This window comes from Metabacillus niabensis (genome assembly GCF_020524345.1).
In the GTDB taxonomy this organism is placed as follows: Bacteria; Bacillota; Bacilli; order Bacillales; family Bacillaceae; genus Metabacillus; species Metabacillus niabensis_B.
The window spans coordinates 227,857-251,267 of record NZ_JAIVLH010000001.1 but is presented as its reverse complement, the minus strand read 5'-3'; the positions used below and the strand labels follow the sequence as shown (position 1 = coordinate 251,267).

Below are 23,411 nucleotides of genomic sequence, written 5' to 3'. Positions count from 1 at the left end.
TTAACCAAACAATCTTACACAGCTATATTTTCTTTTTAGATTGTGAATACTACGTTGTAAACGCTATTTACAATTATATAAAGGGTACATTATAATGATTAGAGTGGTGGACTTGTATGTCATACTAATATTTGTCAAAAGCTAACATATGAAGATGATTTTTTATGCACTTTTAGGATCAGATTTTTGTCGTTATGACTCATTTTCAAGCCGAGGCAAAGTCAACAAAGGAGGGATACATATGGATCGTATGTTCCGGGTATTAGGTTTCTGGACAGGAATCTTCGCTGTTATGTTTTATCTTGGTGACATGAAGACTACTTCCTTACTCTTTTTCGGACAAACCGGATTTTTTGTCTTCTTATCTTACTTAAAATTATCCGAGCGTATGTACATTTACATTTTTGGTGCTTACCTCACGATCTTCTTTGTCGGATTTACGTACTGGACAACATTTATGATGATTCCAGGACAAAATATGGGACATTAATTTCATCAAAAAACAGGCAGCTAATTGGCTGCCTGTTTTTTGATATTAAAATCCATTTAAGAAAGGATTGGTTTCCATTTCCTGTTCAATACTTGTATCAGGTCCGTGTCCTGATAATACAATTGTTTCTTCGGGTAAGATAAGAAGTTTATTATGAATACTCTTTATTAATTGTTCATGATTTCCACCCGGTAAATCAGTTCGTCCAATACTGCCTGCAAAAAGTGCATCCCCTGAGAACACAACATCAGCTTCTTTCGCATAATAAGAAACACTCCCTGGTGAATGTCCAGGTGTTTCAAATACTTCGAGAACAAAACTGCCTATTTCTAACCGGCCTTCACCTTTTATCAATTCATCAGGGTCTGACACTGATACTGCTCCTGCCATGAATAATTGTGATCCGTTTTTTGAAGGATCAGAGAGCCAATCTTTTTCATTTTTATGTACATAAACCGGAATATTCCATTGCTTTCGAACATCATCTACAGCACCTATATGATCAAAATGAGCATGAGTAAGAAGAATGGCAATTGGTTTTAATTGTTGTTGCTGAAGAATACTAATTAATTTATTTCCATCCCCGCCCGGATCAATAACTAAGCATTCCTTTTGTTCATTTGAGTAAAGATAACAATTCGTTTGAAACGGTCCTAACGGAAGTTGTCTCCATTTCATTGTATATTCCTCCAATTTTCACAGTTATTTTTATTGTACACTATTCTATCCAATGTTGATAATCAGACAAATGCTTAAGTTTAGCTAAGATTGGTTATGATAATAAGACATGGATTGTATTTGACAGATATGGAAAATAAGCTCGACAAACGCTATGAAACCGATTAAAATATTAGAAGGACTTGTTATTTTGTATATTTAAGTTTATGAAAAATCTAACATGATTTTACGAAAATGATCTACATAGTAAGGGGGCTTTTTAATGGGCTTAGTTATCATCTTCGCACTTGTTACCATTCTTGCGATCTTCGGATTTATTCGTTCACTAAAAGACAAGAACCTTCTTGGTGCATTCTTTGCATTTGGTACATTAGCTGTATTCGGATGGTTTGCTGTCATGACATTTATCCATCACGGCTTTCCGACTGCGCATTAACAAGAAATGCAAACCCCTTAGCTGCGGCTAAGGGTTTTTTTACTTTCATTCATTTTAGTAAGTGTTTTTCAACACTTTCCAATTTGCCTTCCATCGTTGTTTTTTTGTCTCTACGATCATCAATTCTAATATTTGTTGCAACCCTTTGAATTCCTTTTTGAAATGGTGCCTCATGAATAGCTGATATTACTTGAAAAAGAGTAGGTAGTTCTCCCTCAATAATCGTATTCATTGGTGTTAACTTATATTTAATTTTTCCTTCTTCTTCAAATTTCTTTAAGATGTGTTGAATATCAGCAACATATTCACTAACACTTGGTGTCGTGGTTCCTAAAGGAATTACCGTTACATCTACTATTGCCATAAAAATTCGTCCTTTCAATCTCAGTTTAGGTTAATGAGTTCTTTTACCGACTGATTATTTAAATCTAACATCTTTTCAAATCTTGGGCCATAAAGAGCAAATTCTCCATTAGGTGAGAGTTTTATTTGAAAATTTTCAATACTTTCAAAAATGACCTTCTTCTTAGATGTATCCGGTGAGAAAGAAACAAGAGTAAAATCATTTTTTTCTTCATTTACTTCAAATATGTAAAATAAGTTTTCTTCCTTGTCCAAATCATGATACGGAATAGACCAATCAGAATAAAGAGCAACCAATCTTGTAGACATCTCTGCTAATTTCTCCTGACTATCACTATCATAAAAACGGACAACAGCTGTCCCTTTTTCATCAATTAATTCTATTGCCGTTATGAGATTTGGAAAATTTGTATTCGCTACAACTTGTTCAGATAGTAACGTCTCTGTATGGTCTTTTAGATTATACATATACAATGGTGCAGTCAAAGAAGGTTCTTCCTGATCCCATTTTATATAGGAGACCTGATTATTGTTAACCCATTGGATAAAAGGAATGTCTACAGGATTTTCCATGACCTGATCATTATGTATATCAATGAGTTTTGTAGAATATGACCAGTCTTCATTAAAGCTTGTGACAAAAAGCTGATCAGGATTAACTTGATTCCATGTAAATGAAAGTTCATAAGATTCAATCTCTGTTTGATACTGAATATCACCCTCACGATTAAGAAAAAGCAATTCCGCCTCATAGCTAGATGGACTTGTTTGGACAAAGAACAAACTATTGTCCTCGTTTGCCTTCATTTGAACAATTGGATCTTCGGATTTGTAAAATAATTTAGTATCCCCTGTATATAAGTTGTATGTATGGACTTCAGAGCCTTCTGCATTATTTACAATATATAGAACTGTTTCGTCATCCAACCAATCAGCAACAGAGTGAAATAATTCCTCTTTAATGTCCAATTGCAGGTTCATTTTCTTTTCTTCAGGTTGGTTTTCCGATTCTTTTTCTTCTTGAATGATTCTCTCTCTGCTAGGTTGTGGTTCTTGGTTATTCTCCTGTTGATGAGATGGAATACATCCTGATAAAAAAAGCTGGATTAACAACATGATGGAAAATAACTTTGTTAATCTCATCAACATTTTCTCACCTTGCTCTCCTAAAAATCAATTATAATTCTTGTCCTACTAAACTATACGTTTGAATATAGAAGATGTTTCATTTTTTCTCCATTCATTCACAAAAAAGTGGTGAGCATACCTCATATAAAGTAACATACTTTTTATTTAAAAAGCTATGTCAATCCTCGTAATTTCATCTTAAATTTTATATTTTTTTTGAAAGAAGAGTGGCAAAGTTGATACAAATACCACTCTGGGACTTCACATATAAAGTGCTGAATAAAAGATTCCTTTACTTTTTTTATAGATTTCATCAAACTGATCAAATGGAAGAGGGTTTACGCCATTTCCTAGTTCAATTGTAAAACCTGGCTTTCTCCACTTATTCACATACCAATCTCTAAATCCTGCATGACTGTCAATATCACGCACAGCTTTATATCCACTTAGCTTTTCGAATTCTTTTACGATGTGTTCAGCTTCCTCTGGTTCCTTACGTAAATATCCCCAGTAAATTTCTTCCCCTTGTGTGTGAAATGCCAGGACACGATCAAAATTCGCTTTTTCTACTAATTCTGCAAGAGCAATTGCTTCTGGCTCTGTAAGAGGAGCATCTCCTGGATAGTCCCGTGGAGCAGGAGCTTTTGGTATTTTTCGCTGTTTCTCGATCTCCCAATTAACCGGATATTGATTATTCAAATCTATACCTCTAATATTGGCTTTCCATTGTGAAAAATCAATACTTAAGTCATTCATCTGCAAAAGTGCTGCTTCATACTCAGTTACATCAGGAATCCCATTTAAAACAAGATCAACTCCATCAGGATTTACCATTGGAACAAATGATAGTGTCGTGTTTTTATAAAGAGCGATCATATCCTGTTCTTTATCGGATGAGTTTTTACTTACTAATTCAAGATACTCATGTAACCAATGCATCATAATACTTGTCGTAATCCACTCATTGGCATGAAAGGATCCATTCATATGAATTTTCTTAGGTCCATTCCCGATCATGACCTCCATAATTGGTTTACCTAATACACTATAACCAATAATGTTTCGTTTAATAAAAGGGTACATATTTTCTAGTTTAGCAAGATCATCATACAATTCATCAGAGCTATAAGGCTTTTTTGTATGAAGAGGGTTCCCTTCAATGTTTTCAGTATTTTTTTGAATGGTCATCATCAAACCTCCATTACCTAATTACTTACTATAGCCTATGACTGATTTGACCAATTGTTGTTTTAATCTTATCTATTTATCAATAAATGAAATAGAAAAGGACTGACTTGGAATAAGTCAGTCCTAAAGTGTCATTCCTCTTTAGACCCAGCAGCCTCTGTTTCCTCTACTTCTGTAGGGTTATCTCCGTAAAATCGGAGTAAATCTCCATAGATCACTTCATCAGAATAATTTAATTCTTGTTTGGCTTTTTCCATATATGGTTCACAAACAGATTGATCTGTCGGCTCACCGGTTTCTTTATCATAACAGAAACCTTTTGTGTAAATATTATTCTCTGTGATGAAGCTTCCATCTCTAAGGACCGTAAATGATAATTTATCTTCGGAAAAAACATCTGTACCAAATTGAATTTGATCGCTTGCGTCGATACCAAGTAAGCTCATGATTGTTGGACGGATATCAATTTGTCCTGCAACCTTTGTAAAAGTTTGAGGTTCTTTATCAGTAACACCCGGTATATGAACAATAAATGGAACACGTTGTAATTGAATGGACTCAAATGGCGTAATTTCTTTTCCTAGGAATTTCTCCATTGCCACATTGTGATTTTCTGAAATTCCATAATGATCACCATACAAAATGATAATTGAATTTTCATATACGTCTGTTTTCTTCAGTTCTTCGAAGAAACGTTTCACAGATTCATCCATATAGCGAACTGTCGGGATATACTGATTTAATGTTTTACTGTTTGAATCAAATTCGTCTATTAATCGGTCTTCTTCCCCTAATTCAAATGGAAAGTGATTCGTTAGAGTAATTAATCTCGTATAAAATGGTTGTGGTAATTCATCCATGTGCTTAACAGATTGTTCGAAGAAATCAATATCTTTTAATCCCCAACCAATTGAATTTTCTTCTGTGACTTCATAATCATTCACATCGTAGAAACGATCATACCCGAATGCTTGATACATTAGATCACGATTCCAAAAGCTTTTATTGTTTGCATGAAATATCGATGAGTAATATCCATGTTCTTTTAAAATTTCAGGTGTAGCAGTATACTCGTTATTACTATTTGTGAAGAAGACAGCTCCTCTTCCTAATGGATATAAAGAATTATCCACTAAAAACTCCGAGTCAGATGTTTTACCTTGACCCGTTTGGTGATAAAAGTTCTCAAAGTAATAGCTTTCATTGATTAAGTCGTTTAAGAACGGAGTAATCTCTTCTCCATTTAACTGCTCATTAATAACAAAGCTTTGTAACGATTCAAGTGATAATAATATTACATTTCGATCTTTTGCAATTCCAAAAAGATCATCTTGGGGTTCTTTACGATTTGCATTCACATAGTTCTCAATCTCAGTTAAGCTGTCACTATCTGCTAAGGCACGTTGAGCAGACGTTTTAGATTGAAGGACAGCATCATAGATATGAAAGTTAAATACACTTATATTTTTCACAAGCATTTCGCGGTCAAATGAACGTGTTAAAAGCTGTGGGCGTTCCGCTTCAGCTAACCCTAAATTAAAGAAAAAAACGGAAGCGACTAAAAGAAAGTAAGCTGATTTTTCTTTTTTGGTTAGTACCGACAATGTTCTAAACGCTGGTTTTCTTAATAACCAATATAGAATCACAATATCAACAAACATTAAAATATCTGTTGGTAAAAATAGGTTTGTAATACTACTTCCTAAATCTCCCATGTTGCTTGTCTGAAATAATACCGGTATTGTTAAGAAATCATTAAAAAATCGATAGAAAACCATATTTGCAAGTAAAAGTACTGTTACAAAGATACTTGCTCCAAAGATATATCGGTTTCTATTCTTTTCTTTCAAGAACAACCCAAACCCGAATAGTAATAATAAAAAGCTTAAAGGGTTTATAAACAGAATAAACTCTTGTGTGAAATTTTCAATTTTAATATCGAAGCTAGTTTTATAGACAATATACGTTTTTATCCAAAGAAATAATGTTGCTAAGAGTAAAAATGAGATTTTCGAAAAAGATTTCTTGCGCACAGCTACTACCTCCTCATCCCATAGGGCAGACACGCTTATCTCTTTTATATTTTCCAATTATTAGGTTAAGTGTTGCACACTAAAACATATCTTAATACTTTCTTTACAAAAAATCAATGCTTTTTAATATTGTCATTACAATAGCCTGATAGAATTATAATGTTTAGCATATTCTCTATACCCTACTATTAGACGTTTCAAAACCTAAAAAGTTTCGTTTGTATGCAAAGTTTAAAGATTCTGAAAAATAAATGTCATAAATTCGCCCTTATCACTAAAACGATATGATGAAATGAAAAAGGAGCATCATCATCAAATGAAGCTCCTTTTTACTATTACCTATTTACATTTAATTATTTAAAAGTTTGGTTTTTACTAACCATGCTCCACCAATCACACCTGCATCATTTCCAAGTGTTGCCACTGAAATAGAAGCTGCCTGAGCCACACGTGGGAAAGCAAATCGTTTAAAGTAGTGATCCACTTTTGAAATGAGAAGATCTCCTGCTTTAGACACTCCGCCACCAATAACAATCTTTTCTGGATTAAGCCCATTAGAAATATTAGCTAAAACTAGACCAAGCTGGAAAGTAACGTAATCTATTACTTCCTCCGCAAGTGCATCACCTTGCTCAACAGCGTCAAAAACATCTTTTGAGCTCAAATCTGATTTATTTCGTAAAATACTTTCTTCATCTGAAGATTGTAGTTTTTCTTTTGCTATTCTAACTATACCAGTTGCAGAAGCAATTGTCTCAATGCAGCCTGTTTTTCCGCAACCACATAAAGCTCCACCATCAGGAACAACAGTAATATGGCCGATTTCTCCACCTGCACCATTTATGCCGTGTATAACTTCTCCATTGGAGATGAGCCCTCCACCTACACCAGTACCAAGTGTTACACATATTAAATCTCTAGCTCCATCTCCTGCTCCCTTCCACATTTCACCAAGTGCAGCAATATTGGCATCATTGTCAATTACAGCAGGCAGCCCTGTTTCCAGTTCAATATGGTCACGAAGGGGGAAATTTTCCCAACCAAGGTTTGGTGTTTCATAGATAAGACCTTTTTCTAAATTAACCGGGCCAGGTGCTCCCATTCCTATTCCACCAAGCTTTGCCTTTGTTAGTCCCATTTGTTCAAGTTTTGTATCAATTGCTTTGGCAATATCTGTTGTAATGGTTTTACCTGTTTTATCAGTTGGAATTTCCCATTTTTCAACAATTTCACCGTAATAATTAATAAATGCCATTTTAATTGTTGTTCCGCCTAAATCTATACCTACTAACCATTGTTCATTCATTTCTATCACCTTTTCCTACTATTATATATGGATCCTCCGGCAAGCGTTTTCACATTTCTTTTTGGAATGTTACTCTCATAATAAATGATCTCTTTTTTCTACCGTTTCAAACTTTGGATTTCTTGTCTAAGAAGAAGGATAGCCATTTGGTAAACCTTTGTTTCAATAAGACCAGATTGATACAATTGCTTAACTTCATCCTCCATAAGCTCTAAATCCGCTATACGGTCACCTATGTATATGATCGTGCCGAACTTTTTCAACAGTTGTTGTACATCATAAATGGTATTCACATGATCACCTACTTCAATCTTTGAAAAACACGACTTACTGACAAGAGTGGCGGAAGTCGATGTCTTTTCTTATACTTTAATCCAGTTAAACTTTCTTAAAGTATAAAAATCACTTTACACTATTAATTTAGTACTACTATAAAGTATAAAGAAAAACAACGAAGCGTCAAGAAAACGTTTAAAAATATCCTTATTAATTGATGAATATATTTTTATGATTTCCTTTTAATAATATTTCGATATACAAAAAAACTCCACGATCTGTACAAAGCCAAATTTTCGACATCAATAAACATAAGCATCTATAAATTTTTCTGAATAATTTATTTTTTCTAAAAAATATATTGAATTTTAATAAATACAAGTTTAAAATAATGTTACTTATTACAACGTGTATCGTGAGGGGGAACACAAATGGCTACATTCCTATTATCAGTAGTACTATTAATTTCAGGATATTTCATATATTCAAAAGTGGTTGAAAGAGTTTTTGGAATAGATGACGCTCGGATCACACCTGCTTTTACAAAAACTGATGGCCTGGATTATATGCCAATGAGCTGGTGGAAAGCTTCTTTGATTCAACTTTTAAATATTGCGGGGCTTGGACCTATCTTCGGAGCCATTATGGGGGCTTTATATGGTCCAGTTGCATTTATTTGGATCGTAATTGGTTGTTTATTTGCAGGGGCTGTACATGATTATTTTTCCGGAATGCTTTCAATTAAACATGGTGGAGAGCAGTATCCCACACTGGTTGGTCGTTATTTAGGAAAAACGGTAAAAACAGTGATTAATATTGTTTCAATCATTCTGATGATATTAGTTGCAGCTGCATTTACAGCTGGTCCAGCACAATTGGTTGAACAGCTTACTCCTTTAAGCTATTCAACTTCATTATTGCTTATCTTTGCTTATTTTGTTTTAGCTGCTATACTTCCAATAAACAAATTGATTGGAAAGATCTATCCTATTTTAGGTTTCATTTTAATTATTATGGCTGTGTCAATTGGCTTTGCCTTATTTTTTATGGATCATTCGATACCTAACCTTACTTTCGAAAATCTGCATCCTGGAGAAATTCCTGTTTGGCCTCTTTTAATGGTCACAATATCTTGTGGTGCAATATCCGGCTTTCACAGTACACAAAGTCCGATATTGGCCCGTACACTTAAAAAAGAAAGTGATGGGAGAAAAGTATTCTTCGGTGCAATGGTTGCAGAAGGGATTATCGCATTAATATGGGCTGCCGCTGGAATGACTTTCTTTGGAGGTACGGACGGGCTTCAAGGAGCACTAGCAGAGGGAGGAACAGCAGGTGTTGTCAATGAAATTAGCAAAACAACGTTAGGACAATTTGGAGGTATATTAGCGATTTTAGGGGTTATCATTTTACCTATTACAACAGGTGATACTGCTTTACGTTCATCACGAATGATGCTCGTCGAATTAGTAAGTAAGTTCGGTAACTTCGATTCAAAAATGAAAACAATTCTTATGACGATTCCAGTAGTTGTTCCAACTTATTTATTAACACAAATGGACTACACATTTTTATGGCGTTATGTTGGATGGACAAACCAGGTTGTTGCAACAGTTATGTTATGGACAGCAACGATGTATTTATTGAAAAACGGGAAGTTTCATTGGATATCCACTGTTCCCGCATTCTTTATGACAGCTGTCACAGGATCATATATCTTTTATGCACCGGAAGGGTTCCAACTTTCTTATCAAACTTCAATGATTTGCGGTGCATTCATCTTTTTAGCTGTATTTATCTGGTTCTTAATCCAACTGAAACGTCATAAAAGTAATCCTATTCCTTTTGAAAAAGCAGCTTAAACAAAAGGCAGGCTCATTATATTTGAGCCTGTCTTTTGCTATTTAAGTTACCTGTCCGGATCCTGGGGATGCAAGAAAGGTGGTCTTCTGTTTTTCAAGGGCATTGGGGAGCGAAATAATACATCCCGCATTGCCCGATAGTTAAAAGGAATAAATGGATATAAGTAAGGTACATTAAATGATTTCATACGTGAAAGCATAATGATCCACCCTGTAATTCCAACAACAAAACCAATTACACCCAACCAAGCAGTAAAAATCAATAAAATGATTCGATATATTCTATTAGCCAGACCTAACTCATAACTAGGAGTTGCAAATGTACCTATCGCTGCAATGGCCAAATACAATATAACTTCATTAGTAAGCAACCCTACCTCAACGGCTACTTGACCAACCATTAGGGCTGCCACTAATCCCAATGCAGTAGCTAAGGATGATGGTGTATGTATAGCAGCCATCCTCAGGATATCTATTCCTAATTCAATTAGCAAAAATTGCACAAGTAATGGGACCTGACCCGCATCCTCTATCCCGATATACTTTATATTATCGGGCAGTAGTTCCTGATGTTTCGCCAATAAATACCAAAGCGGCAAAATAAAAATTGATGCCCATACGGCAATAAATCGAACAATTCGCAAATAAGCCCCAACTATTGGTTTATTTCGATATTCCTCAGCATGCTGTAAATGATGCCAAAATGTTGTTGGAGTGATAAGGGCACTTGGTGAACCATCAACAAAAACTATTACATGACCTTCATAAAGATGTGCTGCCGCAGTATCAGGTCTTTCTGTATATCTCACAACAGGATACGGATTTAAATGCCTACCTGAAATAAACTCTTCTATTGTTTTTTCACCCATTGGAAGACCATCTGTGTCAATTGCCTGCAAAGAATTCTTTAGGTCTTCTACATGTGACAAATCTGCAATATCTTCTAGGTAACAAACAACCACATCTGTTTTTGATCGTCTTCCCACCTGTAAATATTCCATTCTTAATGACCGGTCTCTTACCCGTCTTCTAGTTAAGGCTGTATTAAATACAATTGTTTCGACATATCCATCTCTTGATCCACGAACAACACGTTCCATATCAGGCTCTTGAGGTCCTCGTACAGGATATGTTCGGGCGTCAATTAAGATGATTTGATCAATTCCATCGATAACAAGAGCTGTTGGACCTGCTAAAACTGTTTGCACAACAGTATTTAAATCATCTGTTTTATCAATTTCAACATAAGGAATATACGTTTTCAGTAATTTTTCTAGTGTATGTTCTTCAATTTGTTCCGGTGTCAGCTCTGATAAATACTTCATTAAGTAATGAAGAATATCATCCTTAACAAAGCCATCGACCATAAATAAAGCCATTTCACGCCCGGCATACTCAACATCTAATTGAATTACGTCAAAACTTTTTTTAACTCCCAGACGCTCACTTAAATAAGCTGTATTTTCTTGTAAACTTTTTGTCGCTATTTTTTTATCAACTTCATAAGACATTTGTTTACTCCATTTCGTTTCACTATTTGTTACTCATCATTGACGGAAATTTGGTAAAACATACCTGTATATTTTCTTTCCTGCTTGTACTCATATATTCGTACATTTGCACATACAATTTTAGCAACCTGTCTTTCCCGGAGTGATTGAAATGAAGAATAAAAAATGGATGTTATTAATCCTTCTTGCCTTATGTACATCTATGTTTCTATATTTTTTTAAAGGTCAAAATGCACGTGAAAGTATTATTTTTTTCCCTATTACTGATACAGTTTCATTTACAAAAGCTTCTACTCTATTACACTTTGTTGACAAAAAAGATGATGATGAGTACATGATTGAGTGGGACGTAACATCTATTACTGATAAACAAGCCTTTCTAAGACAAGACTTATCGCTTCTCTTTTCAGACGGAAAACTTGTAAAAACTTTATCAGAATGGGAAGACCAAAGCCAAAAGCTGGCACAGTTCAACAAAGTAAGCGGAGAAGACAGCAGCCACTACGAAGCGATAAGTTTGCATTACGGTGAAGTTCACTTGAATGAAGATGAAATAAGAAGTGTACAAAAAATGTCCACTGACCATTTGTATGTCATTGACTCAGAGTTTACCAAACTCTTTTCATTTAAAACACCTCAAACAGAAGAAGAACAAGAGTGGAAGGATATCCTAGATAAAGTAGCAGAACAACATTTAGAATTTAGTTGGAATGAATTACTTCAACATTTCAAAATTGATAAAAATCGATACAATCCAATTCCCCTTGTTGAGCTTTCTCATTATCAAACCCGTCCATTACCGGGATTTTCCGAAGAAAAAAGTCAAGAGGTAATTGGCAGTTTGTGGGAAGGTCTATATAAAAATTACTTTTTAGGTTTAAAAACAAAAGAAGGAAAGATCATTGAACCAATTGGTAGTACAATGCCTCTCCTTCTTTTCGCAAAAGATCGTTCTCATTTAATTGTTATCATTCAATCTGAAGATGGAACACCTTTTCAGTTCATTCAAAATATCAACAATTAGCGAGTTAATTCATCTTTCAACGCTTGATATCTTTTATTATCTGGATCATATTTTAATGCTTTTGTGACTTCTTCAATCGCTTGATCAATATTTTGCTGATTAGCGTATAAAAGAGCTAAATTATAATGGGCTTGATGATAACTGTCATCATCTGAAATGATACGTTGCAGATAATCCATTGCTTCATCATACTTTTGCAATTGGATGGCTGCTACAGAAGCTAAAAATATGACATCAGTTGAGTTATGATCATCAGAAATCGATTTACTAAGATATAGATAAGCTTCTTCAAACTTCTCATTTTGAATAAGTTCTTGACCTTGTAATGCAATATATTCGGGATATTGCTCCTTTGCTTGGCTCATTCCGTATTGAAACAATCCAAATAAGAGCACAACTGTGCCAACAATCCCAATTAGTCTAATTAATACTTTTTTCTGATGTGGTAGCTGTACAATAAGCGCAACTAAAAAGCCACCGATTAATCCTCCAATGTGGCCGGCATTATCAATATTAGGAATGACAAAGCCTAAGGCTAAATTAATCCCTACAACTATTAATAAGTTAGAGCCCATTGTTCTAAAAAAAACTTTCCGATTGTATACAGCAAGATATAACAATGCCCCAAAACAACCAAAAATAGCTCCAGAGGCTCCTGCTGATAAAAATGGACTAAATGCAAAGCTGACCATTGAACCTGAAACACCAGCAACTAAATAAATGAACAAGAATTTCCATTTTCCATATGCACGTTCTACAGCTGGTCCTATGTAAAACAAAGCAAAGCTATTCATAAGTAAATGTAAAAAACCTATATGTAAAAGAATCGGAGAAACAAAACGCCACCATTCACCTTCATAGATTAGAGGATTAAACTTAGCACCATACTGTATTAATGTTTCAGTATTTGTACTTCCTCCATTAAGCTCTAAAATAAGAAACATAACAATCTGGAGTGCTAAAAAAATGTTTGTGAAGAATGGTTTCCCATTTTGAAATAACTTTCTTTCAGCATCCCTCATATCTTTCTGATGAGTAATAACCTTTGTTCGTATAGACTGAATATCTTCCGCATTTATCTCTTTATCGGAGAGTATGGTTTCGATGTCTAATTGAATTGATATTGCTTGTTGAATCTTTTCCATACTTTCTTCAAGATTATCATTTCTAATCATCATGGAAGTAATATCAATATTCCCTTTACGTCCTCCGCTATATCCTTTTACAAAGACCTCAGGATAATCGTCTACCGGCGCTAAAGGTGAAAAGTAAATATTTAAAACTGTTATTGGTCCTCTTACTCCATTTTTTATTAGTTGTTCAAATCTCCTTCCAGCCTGTTCAATATCTACTGCAAGTGTATTTCCCCAGTCAACATCAGCTCTTCTTAATCGAATTATAGAATATTGTTTTCTTCGATAAGGCTGAAGGATCATTTCATTTCCATCCTGTGATATTGCTAACATCGAATAATTTTGGTCAACAACTAATTGTTCAACTAATGACCAATAGACAAAATCCTGTTCAAACGCCATATCATCGCTCCGTTATTTTTTCTTCATTATACCAATTCCCTAATTTGATTAAAAAGAAAACTGCTCCATGTTAATAACATGTAAAAAGCTGACATCTAAATAAACGTCAGCTTACAATGAAAACTTAATGGAATGCCCGATTAACAAAGCGATCTCGAATAAAAGGTACTCTCATTGATAAATTAATAAAGTATCTTCGCAGCTGCTGGTTACCCAACACAAAATTCACAATGCGGTATCGATAACGATAAATCGCAAATGAACCAGCTAAAAGCACAATTAATCGTCTCATTTTCATCCCTCCTATTTATATCTTTAGTAGGAGATGCAATTTTTATCCTTTTTATCTATAGAATAAGTAAGGATAAACATGTTGACAAGACAATGGATAAGATATTGACCGCATCATTATCCAAAAAAGAAAATGTACTTGTTTTACGTCCAAGTTGTTGACAATGTATTTTCTTTTCAGTTACTTTATGGCAAACTCTACAGGTATATTTAACCTGAACGGTTTGACCTAATATCGTATCAATAATATTTCCTAGGAAACCAAATATACAAATGACTAATAGATACTTGATTGATAAATCAAATAACAAAACCGCTATCGCTCCGATTAAACACGAGCCAACTAACGCTGCACATGTACCCAATAATGAAACAGCACCGGACGTGCCGCGTTCCACCTTTCTAGAAGTGAATAGCATTCTAGGTTGACCTTTGCTTAATGTTCCTATTTCTGATGCCCAAGTATCTGAATTAGCCGCAGCTAATGATATACTGAACAACACTGTATAAATAATAAAGTTACTAGGATCCACTATTGAAATCATCGCTATAAAAGCCGGAACTCCGCCATTTGCAAAAACTTGAATAATATCCCGCTCATTATGTTTTTTTACCATATCATGTAAAGAGTCTTTTTGTTTGGATTTTATTTTCCCCCACATATTAGATGTGACAAAGAAACTCCCTAGCAAAAGGATACCCTTCCATGAAAAGCCAACATAAATGGCTGAGCCAACAACCATCGCTCCAATCATCCCACTTTTTGTTAAGGTTTTTGATTTCCATGCAGCAACCGACAGAAAAATAATAAAAAGGACACCCAACACCATCATTTACTTTTCTACTCCTAGTTCTGTAATTATTCCACCGACAGGTACATCGTGTAATTCTCTTGGTAAACATTTAAATAGTTGACAGGAAAATGCCAATGAAATAGTATCACCAAGATATTCCTCTAAGTAACGATCATAATAACCGCCGCCAAATCCAATACGATATCCTTCTTGATCAAAGCATAAACCTGGAACAATCATGAGATCAATCTCTTCAGGCTCTACAGGTATCGTTTTGCTTACAATTGGCTCCCTTAAACCAAAAAACACTGTCTCTAATTGATTAAACGATTCAATTCTGCGAAATGTCATTGTATTTGATTTTGGATCACACTTAGGAACTACAACATGTTTCCTTTCTTTCCAGGCTTCTTCAATGATGTTTTTTGTATCAACTTCTCTTCCTCGAGAAATTGTTAAAGCAATCGTTTTTGCCTTGTTCCATTTGCTATATGTAAATAAGTGTCTATGTATGTCCGCACAGCCTTTTATGAAAGTATCAGAATGTAATTCCTCTAATTGTTTTTTAACCATTTCTCTTAATTGGCTCTTTTCCAATTGAGGAGCCTCCTTTTATGGGAAATAAACAAAAAACAGTAGGAATAAATATCCTACTGCTTACTTTGTTTCACGGTGTACTGTCATTTTTTTCTCTCTTGAGCAATATTTTTTAAGCTCAAGACGATCTGGATTATTACGTTTATTCTTTTTAGAAATATAGTTACGTTCGCCACAATCAGTGCAAGCTAATGTAATATTTACACGCATGTTTCTTTCCCTCCAAACTTAAAAAAACTATAAAACAAATCAGACTTTAATATAATACCATTATTAATTAACAAATTCCACATGTATTTTATTATTTTTACTTATTAATGAAATTTCTGTTGCTTACAACTTTGTTATACACGGAAATTGTTCTTCTTATAATAGAAAACCATTGATATTCATCGATCATCGCCTGGTAGCCCCGCAGTGCCACAGCCTCCACATCTTTTGGATGTTGAAGGCATATATGTAACCTTTCAGCTAATTGAACACTGGAAATCCCTTCTAACAAAATCCCACGTTTATCTTTTACTATTTCCTTTAACCCGCCCGTTTTAAAAGCTATAACTGGTCTGGAAGCCGCCAAACCCTCTAATGCAACAATACCAAAAGGTTCATACAAGCTTGGAATCACGACCATTTCACATTTAGATAGTAATGTATTTCGTTCTATTTTGTTTAGAAAGCCCACAAATATGACTTTTGAATCTAATCTGTATAATTTTGCGATTCTTTTTAGTTCATTTTCATATGGTCCGCTACCCGCTAACACAAGTTTTAAGTTTGGATACTGTCGGTGTATCTGTGAAAACGCCTCAATCAAAATCTGGAATCCCTTTTCTTTTACCAATCTCCCCATTCCTAATAAAAATGGTTTTACTATAAATGGAAACCTTTTTAATGCTTCATCCCTACCTAGCATCTCTGTAAAATCTTTAAGAATAATGCCGTTCGGTATGACGGATATAAATTTTTGTCTATTTGGTTTGCGTATTAACAAAATGTCTTTCATGTATTCACTACATACAATGATATGGTCAGAACATTGCAGTAACTGATCTTCATATTCTACTATTTGAGGAATAACTCTCCCATTATTAAATTGTTTTCGTTCTCGCTCAGTCGAATGAATTGTCGAGACGAAGGGTATTCCCAGCATCTTTTTAATCTGACAAGCAGTTGTCGCAAAAAACCAATCATGAACATGAACAAGATCAAATTGCATGTGGAGGTCTTGTAGAATAAATTGAGTAAATCGGAAATTAAGATTTCGAAAATAATCAGGGAAGCTTGCCGAATTCTCTTGCCAAGGAAGCAAACGAAATATATGAATACCACCATTAAATGAAAATGATTCTTTTTCTGTGTGAGAGATGGTCATAACTATAATTGTCAAATTTTCCTTTTTGCATGATTGTACAAGGTCATTTACGTGCCTTCCAAGCCCTCCTATCAACTGATCACCAAATTCAGTTGTAAGATGAAGGACAGTTGATGCATGTTTGGTTCCTAATTTATTCATATACTGTGTACCCGGAGAAAGAAGTATACCAACTATTAGTATTTTTCGTTAATACTTGCATCCAATCTTGATTCTTAGGTTCTATATGGTTAGTAGTAATAATAACTGATGTTGATTTTTTTATTGTAATTGTTTCATTTTGTGAATTTACTACTACTAACTCACAATAATATTTTCCTTTTACTAAAGAGCTAAACTCAATTATGCCATTACTTCCTCTAATATTAATCGTTAATCGTTCTTTATTCTTTTTTACTCTAATTAAATTAACCTTACATAATAAATCACGAAAGTCTTCATTTAGAATGTCTGTAAGGAGATTTTGAGTTGAGGAGATAATGTTCCATGAGATGATAATATGGTTTGGATATGGAATAATTTCAATATAATCGACAGAAATAGATGTCTGTTCACGTACAATATATTGTTCGACATTATCATAAGATCGGGAGCTCATATAGTACCTCTTCTTTCGTCATCATGTTCTCTTTATCTTAACATGATTAAAATATTACGGTTAAATGTTTAAAAAAGAAATATCGTCAAAAAACTACAATTTCTACAAAATATCACTTCTTTCAATTGCAGATTTATGATATAAAGGTAGAGGGAAATAATCTAAGAAGGTGAAAAGTATGATTATAATGATTATCATTTTGTTTATTATAAGCATTGCGCTTATCGGTGTATCTTTCTTCCAACGCGACAATGTAAAAGAACTTGAACAGGAATTGGACCATCTTCAATTGTCTGCTATGCAAGAGATCTATAAGCTTAAAAAGAAAATGCGAATTGTGGAAGAAGAGTTACTACAAAATGACGCACCATTAAAAGAACAAAACAGTTCGATCCAAGAAGAGGAAAAAGGAAACCCTACTCGTATACTTGCTAAGTATCGACAAGGAATGTCTATTGAAGCTATAGCATTATCAGAAGCAACTACTGTAGAAGAAGTAAAATTAATTGTTGAAAAGAATGAGAGGGTATTAACATGAGTAAGACAGGCTTTCAGGCATTTGCAGCAGGTATGATCGTAGCAACCTCTGTACTTGGTGGAACCTATCTTTTTTCAGGTGATCAACAAACAGAGGCTAACGCTGAACAAAAAGAGCTCTCCGAAAAGGAAGTTGAACAATTCTTAACCAGCAACCAGCAAACAGCCATTTCAATTGATGAATATGAAGAATTATTAGCAACAAAAAATGCTGAAGTAACTGAGAAAGCGACTGAAGAAACTCCTAAAGAAGAAACAACAGAAAATACAGAACCAACAAAAGAAACTGAAGAAAAGAAAGAAGAAGTTATAAAATATAAAGTAACAATAAAAGCTGGTATGACGACAAGTGAAGTTTCTGATCTACTAGAAGAAAATGCGATTATTTCTGACTCCTTTGAATTTGATCAGTACTTAATCAAAAATAATTATCATACACAGGTGCAGTTAGGAACATTTGAGGTTCAAAAAGGCATGACTTTCCAACAGCTTGCTGAAGCAATTACTAGATAAAAGCTAAGAAGAACATCTTCTTAGCTTTTTTTATTTTGGTTCATAAACCAATTTATATTTTTCTTATTAACTATTTAGGTCATATCTTTGACCTTTAATGAGATACATGATACTTTCAGAAATATTTGTTGCATGATCAGCTGTTCTTTCGATATAACGACATATAAAGGAAAGCTGAGTTAATTGTTGAAGATGATCTTTTTTCTCCATCAAATAAAGAATATCCTTAATCGTTTCTCCATAAAGGTCATCAACCTGGTCGTCCATATCAGCTACCTCTTTTGCTAATACAAGATCTTCTTCATTAAATGCCTTAATAGAAAGTGATAACATTTTTGTTGCTATTTCATGCATTTTTCTGATGTTATGAATAGGTTTAACTAATGGCTCGTCACCAATTCGAATTGTAGATTTTGCAATATTTACAGCAAAGTCCGCCATCCTTTCAATATCACTGGAAATCTTAATGGCTACGATGACTCGACGTAAGTCTGTTGCAACGGGTTGTTGTTTGGCGATTAAAAGAATTGCCAAATCATTGATTTCTTCGTCCAGATCATCCACTCTATAATCATCTTCAATGATTTGTAACGCTTCTTCAATATCTTGATTTTCAAGTGCATTTATTGATTTTGTTAATGCAACTTCTGTTAAACTACCTAATTCAATTAATTTATCTCTTAAATTTTTCAAATCAAAATCAAATTTCTCTCTGACACCCATATTCATTACCTCCTATATACATACTGTTATATATTTCCCAAACAGTACTATCATAAAACTACCAATAACTATTTAAAACAAAATAGTCGTGCACCTTCAAAAATGCACGACATTTTGTTTATCCAAATCGACCTGTTATATAATCCTCTGTTCTATTATCTTCTGGATTTGAAAAGATTTTATCGGTTACATCAAATTCAATAACTTCTCCATTTAGAAAAAACGCTGTTTTATCCGAAATTCGAGCAGCTTGTTGCATGTTGTGTGTAACGATGATTATACTATAATCTTTTTTCAAATCTTGAATTAATTCCTCTACCTTAAGAGTTGATATTGGATCAAGAGCTGAAGTTGGTTCATCCATTAATATTACATCTGGCTCAATCGCTAAACAGCGAGCAATACATAAACGTTGTTGTTGCCCTCCCGAAAGCCCATAAGCATTTTCTTTTAATCGATCTTTTACTTCATTCCAGATTGCTGCTCCACGTAAACTTCTCTCAACAATCTCATCTAAAATAGCTTTATTTTTTATACCATGAATTCGAGGTCCATATGCTATATTATCATATATCGATTTCGGGAATGGGTTAGGTTTCTGAAAAACCATACCTACCCTTGTTCTTAAATCTTCAACCGTATAGCTTTTATCTAATATACTTTTTTCTCTATACCTAATATCTCCTGAAATACGAACAACAGGTATTAACTCAACCATTCTGTTTAACGTTTTTATAAATGTTGATTTACCACAACCAGAAGGACCGATAATTGCTGTAACTTCATTTTCATAAATGGAAAGATTAATGTTTTTTAATGCCTGGTCCCCACCATACCATAAGTTTAAATCTTTCGTTTCATAAACAATTTTCTTATTATCTACTTGATTTACGTCTCTATCTATATTCGTTACTTTTTTCTTTTCACGTTCGGATAATACTGCCATTGTTAAAAACCCCCCGAAAATTAAAATCTATTTTGAAACTTATTTCTAATGATAATTGCAATTGAATTCATTAAGAATAATACGATTAAAAGAACAACAATTGTTGCAGCAGCAAGATTTGCATACTCAGCCACAAGTGCTGAATCAACAGTCCAGTAATAAATTTGCATTGGTAACACTGTGAATTTATCAAAAATTCCATCTGGGAGTGGAATTAACAAAGCTGGAATACCAATAACAACAAGTGGAGCTGTTTCACCTATAGCTCTTGAAAGGGAGAGTATTAAACCAGTTAAAATACCGGGAATTGCTGCCGGCAAGACAATGTTTTTTATTGTTTGCCACTTAGTAGCTCCCATTCCGTATGATGCTTCTCTTAAATACTGTGGAACAGCACGAATAGCTTCCTGGCTTGCAACGACAACGATTGGAAGAACCAATAAAGACATCGTTAGGCCACCGGCAAGCACTATGTTTCCTAATTCAAAACTACGTACAAACACAGTTAAGCCTAAGATACCGAATACAACAGAAGGTACACCGGCCAAGTTAGAAATATTCGTTTGAATAATAGATTTTAATTTTCCATTCTTTGCGTATTCCTCTAAATAAATGGCTGTTCCAACTCCTAAAAACATCGTAACTGGAGCAACGACAACCATTAACCATAAAGTCCCTGCAATTGCACCCATAATTCCTGCTCGTTCTGCGGTTGTTGAGAGCTTACTTGTAATAAACTGAAAATCGATCCATCCAATGCTATCTGAGTATACTCTATAGATTAATGTTAATAATATGACTAATCCGAAAAGTGTTGCTAATAGGAAAAGCCCTTTTGCAAGATTATTTGCAAATAGACGTGATCCCATTTTCTTTTGTACTTGTTCGACATTTACATACTTCATAATCAATACTCCTCCCTATATTTACGAGAAATATACTGGGCAACGAGGTTCATAATGAGTGTAAATACAAACAAAGTCATTGCGACAGCGTATAAACTATAGTAAATAGTTGAACCAGCAGGAGCTTCCCCTCCAGTTACTTCAACGATATAAGCAGTCATCGTCTGCATTGATTGTGTAAGATCAAACGTAAAGTCTTTGTTACTTCCGCTTGCTATAGCGACAATCATTGTTTCACCAATAGCACGAGAAATCCCTAATACAAATGAAGCAATCACTCCGGATATAGCTGCTGGAATAACAACTTTCCAAGTCACTTCAAGTTTTGTTGAACCAAGAGCAAGAGCTCCTTCTCGCATTGAGTTAGGGACAGAACTCATTGCATCCTCAGAAAGTGAGGCTACCATAGGAATAATCATTATCCCCATTACAATACCAGGACTTAGGATATTTGTTGGATCTAAAGCTGGAATAAAGGATCTCAATAAAGGTGTTACAAAAGTATATGCAAAGAAACCATATACAATTGTAGGAATACCAGCAAGAATTTCAAGTATTGGTTTTAATATTCTTCGTACTTTATCGGAAGCATACTCACTTAAGAAAATGGCTGCCATTAAACCAACAGGAATAGCCACAAACATTGCTATTACAGTAGAGTAAATCGTCCCTGTCAGCAATGGAAGTACACCAAATTGTGCATCATCACCTAGTGGATTTAATATAGTTCCTGTATAAAAGTCTAAAAAAGGAACATCTTTGAAAAAGTTTATTGTTTCAGTTAATAAAGTAATAACTATACCAAGAGTTGTAAGGATTGATATCGTCGCAATAGCTAATAAAAATTTAGGCATAACCTTTTCTGTGACAGAAGTTAGATTTGTAGAGCTTCTCTTTTTTTCAATCATGTCACGGATGCTTTCTTTGTTATCCAAGATCGAAAACCCCTTTCATCCTCCATTTATTTTATTTGGGGGAGGTGAAATTTTTTAGTAGTTTATATTAGTAGAGGAAACACATAAGAAGATGAGAAGCTAATCTTCTCATCAACTTCTCATCTTCTGTGAATAGGAAAAGCAATAATTATGATTATTTTAATCCTTCTAGGAAGCTGATAGACTCTTGAATTACTTCATCTTTTAATGGAGCGAATCCAGTTTCTGAAGCTACAGTTTGAGCATTTTCCATAGCATAGATTGCATAATCAAGCACTTGAGGCTTCTCTTTTGCCATTCCAACATTTAAATATGTGAAGACTGGGCGAGTAAATGGTTTATAAGCTGCTGCATCATCCAAACCGATAGTATCTAAACTTGGAGCAACAGGACCATTACCAAAGTCAACATTTACAGCATTTAGCTTGTCTTTATTGCTGTCGTAGTAACCATAACCAAAGAATGCAATAGCATTTTTATCTTTAGAAACAAGATCTACAAGAGTAGAATATTCTTGTTGTAAATTTACAGAATCAACAAAGTCTTTTTCTTCCATAATAGTTTCAAACATGAATTCGTTTGTACCATGGTTTTCGTTAGGACCCATTGGCTTAATTTCTTCAGCTGGCCATTCAGGGTTGATATCTGACCATTTAGTTACTCCACCTTCAGCAAGGAAGATCTTAACTACTTCTTCTTGAGTCATTTCTGTAGCCCAATCGTTTTCTTTGTTAATAACAAATGTTAAACCATCAAGAGCAACTTGGAATTCTTTGTATTCAATACCTAGTTCTTCTGCTTTAGCCGCTTCTTCATCTTTGATTTCACGTGATGCATCGTTGAAATCTGTTCCGTTTTCAGCTACTAGAAACTTTTCAAAACCAGCAGAAGTACCTGCACGGCTTACTTCAACGGAAACTTCTTCATTTTCAGTCATATAATTTTCTGCCATTTTTGCCATAAAAGGATAAACTGTACCTGATCCATCTATTACAACGCTACCTTCTAATGCAGTTTCTTCTTCATTTGAATCTCCTGATCCAGTGTTTGGTTCTTCTTCTGTAGATGCTCCATTGCCACATGCTGCTGCGAATACTACTAAAATTCCCATTACTAAAAGTAATACTAAGCTCTTAAAGCTTTTCATTGCCATATTCCCCCTAAAGAATGTTTTTTGTTTTGTCCTACGAGTAATAGAATAACGCTTGAGTATTAATGGCGTTTTAAGCAAATGTAAAGGTTTTGTAAATTCGTGGTGGAGATTGTCACATTTTGTTTGATAGGGGGCATGCACGTGTATTAAACATAAATAATGGAAGTTAATAAGAAAATGATTGTAGGAATTGTTTGACAGAAACACTTCAACTTGA

Annotated in this window: 26 protein-coding genes; 6 read left to right on the top strand and 20 right to left on the bottom strand. The window is 34.3% G+C overall.

Annotated features, from left to right (window positions below; all coding sequences use genetic code 11):
• Positions 1–241: 241 nt before the first annotated feature.
• Complete coding sequence (locus LC095_RS01265) at positions 242–490, top strand: DUF2626 domain-containing protein (RefSeq protein WP_026558763.1); 249 nt, start codon at positions 242–244, stop codon at positions 488–490.
• 45 nt (positions 491–535) lie between these two features.
• On the opposite strand, the gene LC095_RS01260 is transcribed toward LC095_RS01265, so the two are convergent.
• A complete protein-coding gene (locus LC095_RS01260; protein ID WP_226526448.1) occupies positions 536–1,168 on the bottom strand; it encodes an MBL fold metallo-hydrolase in 633 nt (210 codons plus the stop codon).
• Positions 1,169–1,430: 262 nt separating this feature from the next.
• Between LC095_RS01260 and LC095_RS01255 the strand changes: the two genes are divergently transcribed.
• Positions 1,431–1,604, top strand: a complete 174-nt coding sequence (locus tag LC095_RS01255; protein WP_026558761.1) for a DUF2759 domain-containing protein — start codon at positions 1,431–1,433, stop codon at positions 1,602–1,604.
• A 49-nt stretch (positions 1,605–1,653) separates the two neighbouring features.
• On the opposite strand, the gene LC095_RS01250 is transcribed toward LC095_RS01255, so the two are convergent.
• From LC095_RS01250 to LC095_RS01225, 6 genes are all read right to left on the bottom strand, one after another.
• Entirely contained in the window at positions 1,654–1,968 is a 315-nt protein-coding gene (locus LC095_RS01250; RefSeq protein ID WP_226526447.1) for an MTH1187 family thiamine-binding protein, read from the bottom strand.
• A 20-nt stretch (positions 1,969–1,988) separates the two neighbouring features.
• Positions 1,989–3,110 carry a hypothetical protein gene (locus LC095_RS01245; RefSeq protein ID WP_226526446.1) on the bottom strand — a complete coding sequence of 374 codons (1,122 nt, stop codon included), beginning with the start codon at positions 3,108–3,110 and terminating at the stop codon, positions 1,989–1,991.
• Positions 3,111–3,356: 246 nt separating this feature from the next.
• Positions 3,357–4,283 (bottom strand): M14 family metallocarboxypeptidase, encoded by a 927-nt coding sequence (locus tag LC095_RS01240; RefSeq protein WP_226526445.1) that lies wholly within the window; start codon positions 4,281–4,283, stop codon positions 3,357–3,359.
• Positions 4,284–4,414: 131 nt separating this feature from the next.
• Positions 4,415–6,316, bottom strand: a complete 1,902-nt coding sequence (locus tag LC095_RS01235; RefSeq protein WP_226526444.1) for an LTA synthase family protein — start codon at positions 6,314–6,316, stop codon at positions 4,415–4,417.
• A gap of 349 nt (positions 6,317–6,665) precedes the next feature.
• Entirely contained in the window at positions 6,666–7,622 is a 957-nt protein-coding gene (locus tag LC095_RS01230; protein ID WP_226526443.1) for an ROK family glucokinase, read from the bottom strand.
• A gap of 98 nt (positions 7,623–7,720) precedes the next feature.
• The gene (locus LC095_RS01225) at positions 7,721–7,915 is read right to left on the bottom strand and encodes a YqgQ family protein (RefSeq protein WP_226526442.1); all 195 of its coding nucleotides are present in this window, start codon (positions 7,913–7,915) and stop codon (positions 7,721–7,723) included.
• A gap of 414 nt (positions 7,916–8,329) precedes the next feature.
• On the opposite strand from LC095_RS01225, the gene LC095_RS01220 reads away from it, so the two are divergent.
• Entirely contained in the window at positions 8,330–9,760 is a 1,431-nt protein-coding gene (locus LC095_RS01220) for a carbon starvation protein A (RefSeq protein ID WP_226526441.1), read from the top strand.
• Between the two features lie 47 nt (positions 9,761–9,807).
• Here LC095_RS01220 and LC095_RS01215 read toward each other — a convergent pair whose 3' ends face one another.
• Positions 9,808–11,271, bottom strand: a complete 1,464-nt coding sequence (locus LC095_RS01215) for a spore germination protein (protein ID WP_226526440.1) — start codon at positions 11,269–11,271, stop codon at positions 9,808–9,810.
• A 151-nt stretch (positions 11,272–11,422) separates the two neighbouring features.
• Here LC095_RS01215 and LC095_RS01210 point away from each other — a divergent pair, with 151 nt between their 5' ends.
• Entirely contained in the window at positions 11,423–12,295 is an 873-nt protein-coding gene (locus LC095_RS01210) for a hypothetical protein (RefSeq protein WP_226526439.1), read from the top strand.
• Here LC095_RS01210 and LC095_RS01205 read toward each other — a convergent pair.
• The 7 genes from LC095_RS01205 to LC095_RS01175 all read right to left on the bottom strand — a co-directional run bounded on the left by LC095_RS01205 (position 12,292) and on the right by LC095_RS01175 (position 17,482).
• A complete protein-coding gene (locus tag LC095_RS01205) occupies positions 12,292–13,830 on the bottom strand; it encodes a rhomboid family intramembrane serine protease (protein WP_226526438.1) in 1,539 nt (512 codons plus the stop codon). The two genes, LC095_RS01210 and LC095_RS01205, sit on opposite strands and share 4 nt — an antisense overlap.
• A gap of 124 nt (positions 13,831–13,954) precedes the next feature.
• Positions 13,955–14,122, bottom strand: coding sequence for a hypothetical protein (locus tag LC095_RS01200; protein ID WP_169908045.1), 168 nt, complete (start codon positions 14,120–14,122; stop codon positions 13,955–13,957).
• Between the two features lie 55 nt (positions 14,123–14,177).
• Positions 14,178–14,954 (bottom strand): DUF92 domain-containing protein, encoded by a 777-nt coding sequence (locus LC095_RS01195; protein ID WP_226526437.1) that lies wholly within the window; start codon positions 14,952–14,954, stop codon positions 14,178–14,180.
• Positions 14,955–15,512 carry a 5-formyltetrahydrofolate cyclo-ligase gene (locus LC095_RS01190; protein WP_226526436.1) on the bottom strand — a complete coding sequence of 186 codons (558 nt, stop codon included), beginning with the start codon at positions 15,510–15,512 and terminating at the stop codon, positions 14,955–14,957.
• Positions 15,513–15,572: 60 nt separating this feature from the next.
• Positions 15,573–15,722 carry a 50S ribosomal protein L33 gene (rpmG, locus tag LC095_RS01185; protein WP_026558749.1) on the bottom strand — a complete coding sequence of 50 codons (150 nt, stop codon included), beginning with the start codon at positions 15,720–15,722 and terminating at the stop codon, positions 15,573–15,575.
• A 97-nt stretch (positions 15,723–15,819) separates the two neighbouring features.
• Positions 15,820–17,025: a glycosyltransferase family 4 protein gene (locus LC095_RS01180; protein ID WP_226526435.1), complete on the bottom strand. Its 1,206-nt coding sequence runs from the start codon at positions 17,023–17,025 to the stop codon at positions 15,820–15,822.
• Positions 17,018–17,482 (bottom strand): hypothetical protein, encoded by a 465-nt coding sequence (locus tag LC095_RS01175; protein ID WP_226526434.1) that lies wholly within the window; start codon positions 17,480–17,482, stop codon positions 17,018–17,020. The genes LC095_RS01180 and LC095_RS01175 overlap by 8 nt, the downstream gene beginning before the upstream one ends.
• Before the next feature lie 178 nt (positions 17,483–17,660).
• Between LC095_RS01175 and LC095_RS01170 the strand changes: the two genes are divergently transcribed.
• A complete protein-coding gene (locus LC095_RS01170) occupies positions 17,661–18,020 on the top strand; it encodes a hypothetical protein (RefSeq protein WP_226526433.1) in 360 nt (119 codons plus the stop codon).
• Positions 18,017–18,532, top strand: a complete 516-nt coding sequence (locus LC095_RS01165) for an endolytic transglycosylase MltG (protein ID WP_226526432.1) — start codon at positions 18,017–18,019, stop codon at positions 18,530–18,532. Before LC095_RS01170 ends, LC095_RS01165 begins: the two co-directional genes overlap by 4 nt.
• Positions 18,533–18,598: 66 nt before the next feature.
• Here the strand turns inward: LC095_RS01165 and phoU are convergent, their stop codons facing one another.
• The 5 genes from phoU to LC095_RS01140 form a co-directional block, all read right to left on the bottom strand.
• Entirely contained in the window at positions 18,599–19,255 is a 657-nt protein-coding gene (gene phoU, locus LC095_RS01160) for a phosphate signaling complex protein PhoU (RefSeq protein ID WP_078432555.1), read from the bottom strand.
• Positions 19,256–19,373: 118 nt separating this feature from the next.
• Positions 19,374–20,201 (bottom strand): phosphate ABC transporter ATP-binding protein PstB, encoded by an 828-nt coding sequence (gene pstB, locus LC095_RS01155; RefSeq protein ID WP_226526431.1) that lies wholly within the window; start codon positions 20,199–20,201, stop codon positions 19,374–19,376.
• A gap of 20 nt (positions 20,202–20,221) precedes the next feature.
• Complete coding sequence (gene pstA, locus LC095_RS01150; protein WP_026558742.1) at positions 20,222–21,106, bottom strand: phosphate ABC transporter permease PstA; 885 nt, start codon at positions 21,104–21,106, stop codon at positions 20,222–20,224.
• Positions 21,107–21,108: 2 nt separating this feature from the next.
• Entirely contained in the window at positions 21,109–22,014 is a 906-nt protein-coding gene (pstC, locus tag LC095_RS01145) for a phosphate ABC transporter permease subunit PstC (RefSeq protein ID WP_051475377.1), read from the bottom strand.
• A gap of 181 nt (positions 22,015–22,195) precedes the next feature.
• Positions 22,196–23,188, bottom strand: a complete 993-nt coding sequence (locus tag LC095_RS01140; protein ID WP_226526430.1) for a PstS family phosphate ABC transporter substrate-binding protein — start codon at positions 23,186–23,188, stop codon at positions 22,196–22,198.
• Positions 23,189–23,411 lie beyond the last annotated feature (223 nt).